This window comes from Rhizobium sophoriradicis, from assembly GCF_003939025.1.
In the GTDB taxonomy this organism is placed as follows: domain Bacteria; phylum Pseudomonadota; class Alphaproteobacteria; order Rhizobiales; family Rhizobiaceae; genus Rhizobium; species Rhizobium sophoriradicis.
The window spans coordinates 227,188-235,437 of sequence record NZ_RQIH01000013.1 but is presented as its reverse complement, the minus strand read 5'-3'; the positions used below and the strand labels follow the sequence as shown (position 1 = coordinate 235,437).

The following is an 8,250-nucleotide window of genomic DNA, read 5'->3' as shown; positions in this document are numbered from 1 at the left end:
GCGATATCCGCTCCCACTGCTCGTCCCGAAGGATCAGACGATCCAAAACACCCATGACTGCCTCCAAAAGACAGTCTTGAATCTGATTTGCTCAGCCTTGGGAATCCCAAGAGTCCACACCGCCTAGCGCTGGCATCATACCTTGTTCTTCTCCGGGCGCTACACCTCGTCAATACGACTTCGTAGCTACCGACGTGCCTTCCTTTTTTCAGAACTTCATTCGCGCGGGCCGGATGCCGTCGAAGCTTCTCGCAGTTCGATTCTGAAACTCGCTATGCCAGTGACGAAGCCAAATCTGGAAGGCGGGATGAGGACCTATATCTCGCTGAACGACTGATGGAGCGTGACCACGTCTCCTCCGTCATGCTCGGGCCTGTCCCGAGCATCTGCAGCCGGTTGATATGTTGGCAGATCTTCAGCACAAGGCCGAGGATGACGGAGAAATAGAGTGATGCTTGTCAACAAACCAAGGAGACTCAGGACTCTTCGTCGAAGAGAGGCCCTGCGAAAGCCTATTCGTCGCCCATCTTCAACGCCGCGATGAAGGCTTCCTGCGGAATCTCCACCTTGCCGAACTGGCGCATGCGCTTCTTGCCGGCCTTCTGCTTGTCGAGCAGCTTGCGCTTGCGGGTGGCGTCGCCGCCGTAGCATTTCGCGGTCACGTCCTTGCGCAGCGCTGAGATCGTCTCGCGGGCGATGACGTTGCCGCCGATCGCCGCCTGGATCGGGATCTTGAACATGTGCTTCGGGATCAGCTCCTTGAGCTTCTCGCACATGTCGCGGCCGCGCTTTTCGGCGGCGCTGCGGTGCACCATCATCGACAGCGCGTCGACCGGCTCGCCGTTGACGAGGATCGACATCTTCACGAGGTTGCCCTCGCGGTGGTCGGTGAGCGTATAGTCGAAGGAGGCATAGCCCTTCGAGATCGACTTCAGCCGGTCGTAGAAATCGAAGACGACTTCATTGAGCGGCAGATCGTAGGTCAGCATCGCGCGCGTGCCGACATAGGTCAGTTCGATCTGGATGCCGCGCCGGTCCTGGCAGAGCTTCAGGATGCCGCCGAGATAATCGTCGGGTGTGAGGATCGTCGCGCGGATCCACGGCTCGTGGATCTCGGAGATCTTGACGACATCCGGCATGTCGGCCGGATTGTGCAACTCACGCTCGGTGCCGTCGGTCATGTACATCTTGTAGACGACGGAGGGGGCGGTGGCGATGAGGTCGAGGTCGAACTCGCGCTCCAGCCGCTCCTGGATGATTTCGAGATGCAGCAAGCCGAGGAAGCCGCAGCGGAAGCCGAAGCCGAGGGCGGCAGACGATTCCATTTCGAAGGAGAAGGAGGCGTCGTTGAGGCGAAGCTTGCCCATGGCGGCGCGCAGATCCTCGAAATCGGCGGCATCAACAGGGAAGAGCCCGCAGAACACCACCGGCTGCGCCGGCTTGAAGCCCGGCAGTGCCTGTGCGGTCGGCCGCTTGTCCTCGGTGATCGTATCGCCGACGCGGGTATCGGCCACTTCCTTGATCGAGGCGGTGATGAAGCCGATCTCGCCGGGGCCGAGGCTGTCGACATTGACCATCTTCGGCGTCAGCACCCCAACGCGCTCCACCTGGTATTTCGCATCCGTGCCCATCATGCGAATGGTCTGGCCCTTGGTCAGGACGCCGTCGATGATGCGCACGAGAACCATGACGCCGAGATAGGTGTCGTACCAGCTGTCGACAAGCAGCGCCTTCAGCGGCGCCTTTTCGCCGCCAGGGCTCTTCGGCGCCGGCAGCTTGTGGACGATCGCTTCGAGCACATCGGGAATGCCGAGGCCTGTTTTGGCCGAGATCAGCACGGCCTCCGAAGCGTCGATGCCGATCACTTCCTCGATCTGTTCCTTGATGCGGTCGGGTTCGGCGGCCGGCAGGTCGATCTTGTTGAGCACGGTGACGAGCTCGTGATTGTTGTCGATCGCCTGGTAGACGTTGGCGAGCGTCTGCGCTTCCACGCCCTGCGAGGCGTCGACGACGAGCAACGAGCCCTCGCAGGCCGACAGCGACCGCGAGACTTCATAGGCGAAGTCGACGTGACCGGGCGTGTCGATCAGGTTGAGGATGTATTTCTCGCCATTGTCGGCCTGGTAGTGCAGGCGCACGGTCTGAGCCTTGATGGTGATGCCGCGCTCGCGCTCGATATCCATATTGTCGAGCACCTGCTCGGACATTTCACGCTCGGCAAGGCCGCCCGTCGTCTGAATCAGGCGGTCGGCCAGCGTCGATTTGCCGTGGTCGATATGGGCCACGATCGAGAAGTTGCGGATATGGGACAGCGGAGTGGTCGAATTGGTGCTCATGCGCGCCATATAGCAGTGCCGTCCCCGGCCGCAAAGCGGTAATTATCCCGCCGTTTACGCTATTTTACGAGGCGGTCGAGCGCGTCTCAGACCGGCCAGGTCTCCAGCCGCCAGGCGGAATCCCAGAACATCCATTCATATTGCGAGGCGCGCACGAAGACATCGGTCATCTCTATGCGTTCCGCCGGCGAGGCGGCGCGGGCGGCTATGTCGGTCAGCGCGATCACCTCGCGGGCGCCGGCGGCAAATTGCGGATCGCCATAGGTGTTGATCCAGGCCTGAAAGGCATTGCCCTCGATAACCGGCCGGTTCTTGATCGCCTCGCCGACATGCCAGTAGATCCAGAAGCAGGGGAGAATGGCGGAAAGCGCCACCGCGTAGGAGCGGTGATAGGCTGTGGCCAGCAGAAAATTGGTATAGGCAAAGCAGGTGGGCGACGGCTCGGCCGCGGTCACATCCGCAGCCGTGATGCCGAATTGGGTGAGAAAGCCGGCATGCAGGCCCTGCTCGACGGTGATCGCCTTCTGGGCCGAGCCGAGGAAACGCAGCACCTGCGCATTGTCGGGCGCCTTGGCGGCGACGATGGCAAGGCAGCGTGCATAGTGCTTGAGATAAAGCGCGTCCTGCAGGATGTAGTGGCGAAAGATTTCCGGCGGCAGCGTGCCGTCGGAGAGCCGCGTCAGAAGCGGCAGTGCCTCGATCTCGGCCATGATGGGCGCAATCCTGTCCCAGGCGGCGGTCGTGAAGCTTGCCGTCAGTTCCGTGTTCTGCGTGCTGGCGTCCATTCGTCTCTCCATCGATCGCGCTGACATATACCGGCCAGGCTGCGGTGAAAGCAAGGTGCGTGCGCACCGCCTATGGGCTTGATTCCATCATCGGATCATGCATTTCTCTTATAGTAGATAACGGATCGGAAGATGGAACAGCAACTCGAACAGGCGATCGGCATTCGCATCCGCACGCTGCGGCTGGAAAAGGGCTTGACGCTGGACGATCTTGCCACCGCCTCCGGCGTCAGCCGCGCCATGATTTCACGCATCGAACGGGCCGAGGCGAGCCCGACGGCCTCGCTGCTGGCAAGGATCTGCGCCGCCCTCGGCCTGTCCCTCTCGGCCTTTTTCGCAGAGGAGGGGCAGCAGGCCTCGCCGCTCGCCCGCCGGCAGGAGCAGCAGGTCTGGCGCGATCCGGAAACCGGTTACATCAGGCGGTCGGTCTCGGCGCCCGGCACGGCCTCCGATGTCGATATTGTCGAGGTCGAATTTCCCGCCGGCGCCCGCGTCAGCTTTCCCCCGCACGCGGCCTCGCGCGGCATGACGCAGCATGTATGGCTGTTCGATGGCGAGCTGGAGATGACGGCCGGTGAGACGCTCTACCGCCTGCGTCCCGGCGACTGCCTCTTCATGCCGGTCGGCGAGGGTCATGTGTTCCACAATCCCGGCAACGCACCGGCGCGCTATTGCGTCGTTCTCGATCGCGGCGGCCGATAACAGCTTCATTTCAGGAGAACAGCATGCCTGACATTCGCACCCTTTCCGCCGAGGAGGCGCGCGCCGCCATTCCCGCCCTGTCGGAAGTGCTTGCCGATTGCGTCGCCGGCGGCGCTTCGGTCGGCTTCATGCAGCCCTATGCGCCTGAAGATGCCGAGTCCTATTGGCATGACGTCGCCGATGCCGTTGCCGCGGGCGGCAATCTGCTGCTGGTCGCCGAACTCGGCGGCAGCATCGTCGGTACCGTGCAGGTGGGCGCTGCCCAGATGCCGAACCAGCCGCATCGCGGTGATCTGAAGAAACTGCTGGTGCATCGCTCCGCTCGCGGCAGGGGTCTCGCCCGGCTGCTGATGGATGCCGCCGAGCGGGAGGCGAGAAAGCGCGGCAAAACCCTGCTCGTGCTCGACACGGCAACCGGCAGCGATGCCGAGGCGATTTATCCGCGCCTCGGCTGGGAGCGCGTCGGCGTCATCCCCGATTACGCGCTGTGGCCGCAAGGCGGCTTCTGCGATACCACCCTGTTCTACAAGCGGCTCGCCTGATTGCGCCGGCTCCACTCACGCCGTATGGCTGAAGGCGGAAAGCGTCTCGTGCAGCTTGGCGCCCGCCGTCCATTGCGCCGCGCTCCAGCCGAACTGCCGCGCCGCCTCGATGTTTTCCGCCATATCGTCGATGAAGGCGATTTCGCCGGGCAGGGCGCCGGCGCGTTCGGTCGCCAGCCGGAAAAACTCCGGCGAAGGTTTGCCGTGCCCGAGCGCGGCGGAATAGATGATGCCGTCGACATGCGCGCCGAGGCCGGCCTCTTCCATCAGATAGCGCGCCCGCCTGTGCTCCTGATTGGTCGCCAGAAAGAGGGCAACACCGCTTTGCCGGAGGGCGGCAAGCTCTTCCAAGAGATTGAGATCGAGGCGGGAATCGTTTTCGAACCAATAATCGATCAGGGTTGCGGCGCTGAGATGGGGCGCGATCTCTGCAAGCACGGCCGAGAGTCGCGGTTCCAACGCCTCGCGGCCGATGACGATATCGTTCCAGTGGGTCTGGAAGAATGCCTGCTGCAGCAGGTCCAGGCGCAGCCCAAGGTCGCGTTCCAGATAGGTGAAGAGAGGCAGGCCATCGGCCGGCCGGCCATGAATGAGCACGCCGTCGACATCGACCATCAGCACTTTCATGCGGAAAATTTCCTCGTTCTGAAAATATCGGCGAAGGTGGCGTTATTTAGCTGGGCGATCAAGCCGACACGCCGCTTTTTCGTTGGAGCGAAGCCGTGTAAACCTCGATGTTCAATCAGGGGCAGGATCTGCAATGCGCGTCATCTATTCCGAGGATCACAAGCTGCGTGACGCCAGGACCGAGCTCTACGCCGGCCAGCTGGTGACGCCCTTCGAGGCGCCTTTCCGGGCCGAATGGATCCTGGCGGCGGTGAAGGAGGCGGGCTTTGCCGATGTCGTCGCGCCCGATGCACACGGGCTGGAAACGGCCAACAAAGTGCATGATCCCGCCTATCTCGATTTTCTCGCCACCGTCTGGGACCGATGGGTGGCGGCCGGCTTCAAAGGCGAGGCGATCGCCAATTCCTTCCCGGTGCGCCGCACCAGCCAGCGCGTGCCCGACAATATCGTTGGCGCGATCGGCCATTATGCCAATGCCGCCGATACCTCGATCACCAACGGCTCCTACGAGGCGGCGATCGCCTCGATGCGTTGCGCCATAACGGGCGCCGACTGGCTGGCGGAGGACCATCGTTTCGCCTTCGCGCTCTGCCGCCCGCCCGGCCATCACGCCGGCATCGATCTCTTCGGCGGCTATTGCTTCATCAACAATGCCGGTGTCGCCGCCCAGCGGCTGCTCGATCATGGGGCGGCCAAGGTTGCCGTGCTCGATGTCGATTTCCACCATGGCAACGGCACCCAGGATCTCTTTTATCACAGAGGCGATGTTTTCACCGCCTCACTGCATGGCGATCCGATGCACGCCTTTCCCTATTTCCTCGGCCATGCCGAAGAGGAGGGCGAGGGGGCGGGCACGGGGACCAACCGCAATTATCCGATGCCTCCGGGCACGCCTTTCGAGGTCTGGTCCTCTGCCCTTGCCGATGCGCTTGCTCGCATCAAGGCCTTCGGCGCCGAGGCAATCGTCGTCGCACTCGGTGTCGACACCTTCGAGCGCGATCCGATCTCCTTCTTCCGCCTTACCTCCGACGATTTCATCCGTATGGGCGCGATGATATCCGCTGCCGGCCTGCCGGTGCTTGCCTGCATGGAAGGCGGCTACGGCGTTCCCGAGATCGGGCGCAATGTCGCCAATGTTCTCAAGGGTCTGGAAGCCTGATCGCTTGATATGACCGACGAGACCGATCCATCCGATATCCCGACCTCACGCATGCTGAGCTGGGCGCGCAACTCCGCCATCTATCGCCTGGAGCGGCGGATGATGACGGAAAAGCAGCTCTTCGACGCCATCACCCGCAAGGCCAGGGAGAAGTTCGAAGACATCAGCGCGGGCCAGCTCAAGGCCGTTGCCGATTTCGCTGTCAAATTTGCCTATGACAACAAGCTGCTCGACGATGGCGCCTATGCCGAGATCAGCACGCGCTCTGCCGTACGCGGCGGCAAGTCGAAGCGTGCGATCGCCCAGAAGCTTGCTGCCAAAGGTGTCGCGAGCGACAAGGTCGAGGCCGCACTCGGAGAGGCTGACGATCTCTATGCCGCGACCATATTCGCCCGCAAACGCGCCTTCGGCCCTTTTCGTCGTGTCGAACTCGACGACAAGCGCAAGGCAAAGGAAATGTCGGCCTTCGCCCGCAACGGTTTCAGCTTCGAGATCGGCAGGAAGGTCTTCGATATGAGTGTCGAAGACGCCGAAGAGGTGATCTTCTCCGGCCGTCTCTGAGATGCATTAGGTCTTTTGCTGCCTCGATCAGAAGATTGAATTTGTCGGTTGCAAGCGGCCTCCGTATGAAGAGCGCTCGATCGGAGATGCGGATGAAAGACGGAACGAACGACGGCGCCGGCGTGCTGGCATTGGAAACGCCTGCAACGTCCTCTGGCCTGGCGGCCGGCGGGCTGATGTGCCTCCTGTCCATGTCTTCGATCCAGTTCGGCGCAGCTCTGTCTTCCCACGCGATCACCACCTATGGACCGGCCGGCGCGAGCTGGCTGCGCCTCGTCTTTGCCGCCATCATCCTGGTCGTCGCCGTCCGTCCGCGCATCTTCAGCTACTCGAGAGAGCAATGGACAAGCGCGCTCGTTCTCGGCACGACGACAGCATTGATGACCATGAGTTTTTTCGCAGCGATCGAGCGCATTCCGCTTGGCCTTGCCGTGGCGATCGATTTTCTCGGCCCGCTTTCGGTCGCGACCATCGGTTACGGTCTCAGCCGGCGTCTCGTCTGGCCGCTCATTGCCGCGCTTGGCGTGCTGGCGCTTGCCCATGACGGCGAAGGCTGGATCGGCGATATGTGGGGCATTCTCTTTGCCGGCGGCGCGGGGACGGGCTGGGCGATCTATATCGTGCTGACCAAGAAAATCGGCGCCAGCTTCAATGGCCTGGAAGGGCTTTCCATGTCGCTGATGGTTGCTGCTGCGGTTGCGACGCCCTTCGGCTTTTCGGGCGCAGCGCCGGCGCTTGATACTTATGGCCTGATCGAAATGGCGGGCCTCGCTGTTCTCGTGCCGCTGCTGCCCTATACGCTGGAGCTGATTGCCCTGCGGCGCATGCCGACGACGTCATTCGGCATTCTCATGAGTCTGGAACCGGCCATTGCGGCTCTGGCAGGCTTCCTCATTCTGATGCAGCCGATGACGTTTCTGCAGATGGCAGGGACGGCTCTGGTCGTTGCCGCAAGCGCCGGCGCAACCTTCTCAGCCAGGCAATGATGCGTCAGCCCGCCTTCTTCGTGGGGTCGTCGAGCGCCGGATTGTAGAACAGCGACAGCGTCAGGCTCTTGGCGATCCGCTCCGCCGTCCCCATGAACCAGGCCTTGGCCTCCGGCGACGGGGCGACATCGTCGAGCGTTGCGGCAAATAGCGCCAGCCACTTCGGAAAGAGATCCGGCGTCAGATCCGCGACGCCGGTATGCGCCTGCACCGGCTTGCCGCCATAGGCGCCGCTGCGGAAGGCGACGGCCGACCAGAAGCTCTTCATCTTCTCCATATGCTCCGGCCAGCGGCCGGAGAGCCTGGCGTCGAACACCGGACCGAGATCGGGATGCGTCAGGACGCGCCCGTAAAAAGTCTCGACCAGCCTGCCGATGAAGACCTCGTCGACGCCCATCGCCCGCATCTCGACCTCCGCCCTTTCGCGGATCGCCGCGACATGGGCAGGACGGCCCTGAATGTCATTATCCATCATGAACCCCGGCGCCGCATGATGCGGCGCCCTCTCATATAGGTGTTTGCGCAGGCGCGCCAAAGGCATGCTTGCGGCTT

At 62.5% G+C, this 8,250-nt stretch carries 9 protein-coding genes; 5 read left to right on the top strand and 4 right to left on the bottom strand.

Annotation, left to right across the window (positions count from 1 at the left end; translation table 11 throughout):
* Nucleotides 1–512: 512 nt before the first annotated feature.
* Together lepA and tenA are read right to left on the bottom strand one after the other, a co-directional pair.
* Nucleotides 513–2,345: a translation elongation factor 4 gene (gene lepA / locus EFR00_RS22660; protein ID WP_077991306.1), complete on the bottom strand. Its 1,833-nt coding sequence runs from the start codon at nucleotides 2,343–2,345 to the stop codon at nucleotides 513–515.
* A gap of 77 nt (nucleotides 2,346–2,422) precedes the next feature.
* Complete coding sequence (tenA, locus tag EFR00_RS22655) at nucleotides 2,423–3,121, bottom strand: thiaminase II (protein WP_010059890.1); 699 nt, start codon at nucleotides 3,119–3,121, stop codon at nucleotides 2,423–2,425.
* A gap of 132 nt (nucleotides 3,122–3,253) precedes the next feature.
* Between tenA and EFR00_RS22650 the strand changes: the two genes are divergently transcribed.
* Together EFR00_RS22650 and EFR00_RS22645 are read left to right on the top strand one after the other, a co-directional pair.
* Nucleotides 3,254–3,823, top strand: coding sequence for a helix-turn-helix domain-containing protein (locus tag EFR00_RS22650; RefSeq protein WP_009995108.1), 570 nt, complete (start codon nucleotides 3,254–3,256; stop codon nucleotides 3,821–3,823).
* Nucleotides 3,824–3,846: 23 nt separating this feature from the next.
* Nucleotides 3,847–4,365 (top strand): GNAT family N-acetyltransferase, encoded by a 519-nt coding sequence (locus EFR00_RS22645; RefSeq protein ID WP_009995107.1) that lies wholly within the window; start codon nucleotides 3,847–3,849, stop codon nucleotides 4,363–4,365.
* A gap of 15 nt (nucleotides 4,366–4,380) precedes the next feature.
* On the opposite strand, the gene EFR00_RS22640 is transcribed toward EFR00_RS22645, so the two are convergent.
* A complete protein-coding gene (locus tag EFR00_RS22640; protein ID WP_077991305.1) occupies nucleotides 4,381–4,992 on the bottom strand; it encodes an HAD-IA family hydrolase in 612 nt (203 codons plus the stop codon).
* A 133-nt stretch (nucleotides 4,993–5,125) separates the two neighbouring features.
* On the opposite strand from EFR00_RS22640, the gene EFR00_RS22635 reads away from it, so the two are divergent.
* The 3 genes from EFR00_RS22635 (at nucleotide 5,126) to EFR00_RS22625 (ending at nucleotide 7,698) form a co-directional block, all read left to right on the top strand.
* Nucleotides 5,126–6,151 (top strand): histone deacetylase family protein, encoded by a 1,026-nt coding sequence (locus EFR00_RS22635; protein ID WP_038686270.1) that lies wholly within the window; start codon nucleotides 5,126–5,128, stop codon nucleotides 6,149–6,151.
* A 9-nt stretch (nucleotides 6,152–6,160) separates the two neighbouring features.
* Complete coding sequence (gene recX, locus EFR00_RS22630; RefSeq protein ID WP_038686272.1) at nucleotides 6,161–6,712, top strand: recombination regulator RecX; 552 nt, start codon at nucleotides 6,161–6,163, stop codon at nucleotides 6,710–6,712.
* Between the two features lie 92 nt (nucleotides 6,713–6,804).
* The gene (locus EFR00_RS22625) at nucleotides 6,805–7,698 is read left to right on the top strand and encodes an EamA family transporter (RefSeq protein ID WP_077991304.1); all 894 of its coding nucleotides are present in this window, start codon (nucleotides 6,805–6,807) and stop codon (nucleotides 7,696–7,698) included.
* A 4-nt stretch (nucleotides 7,699–7,702) separates the two neighbouring features.
* Here the strand turns inward: EFR00_RS22625 and EFR00_RS22620 are convergent, their stop codons facing one another.
* Complete coding sequence (locus tag EFR00_RS22620) at nucleotides 7,703–8,170, bottom strand: group III truncated hemoglobin (RefSeq protein ID WP_077991320.1); 468 nt, start codon at nucleotides 8,168–8,170, stop codon at nucleotides 7,703–7,705.
* Nucleotides 8,171–8,250 lie beyond the last annotated feature (80 nt).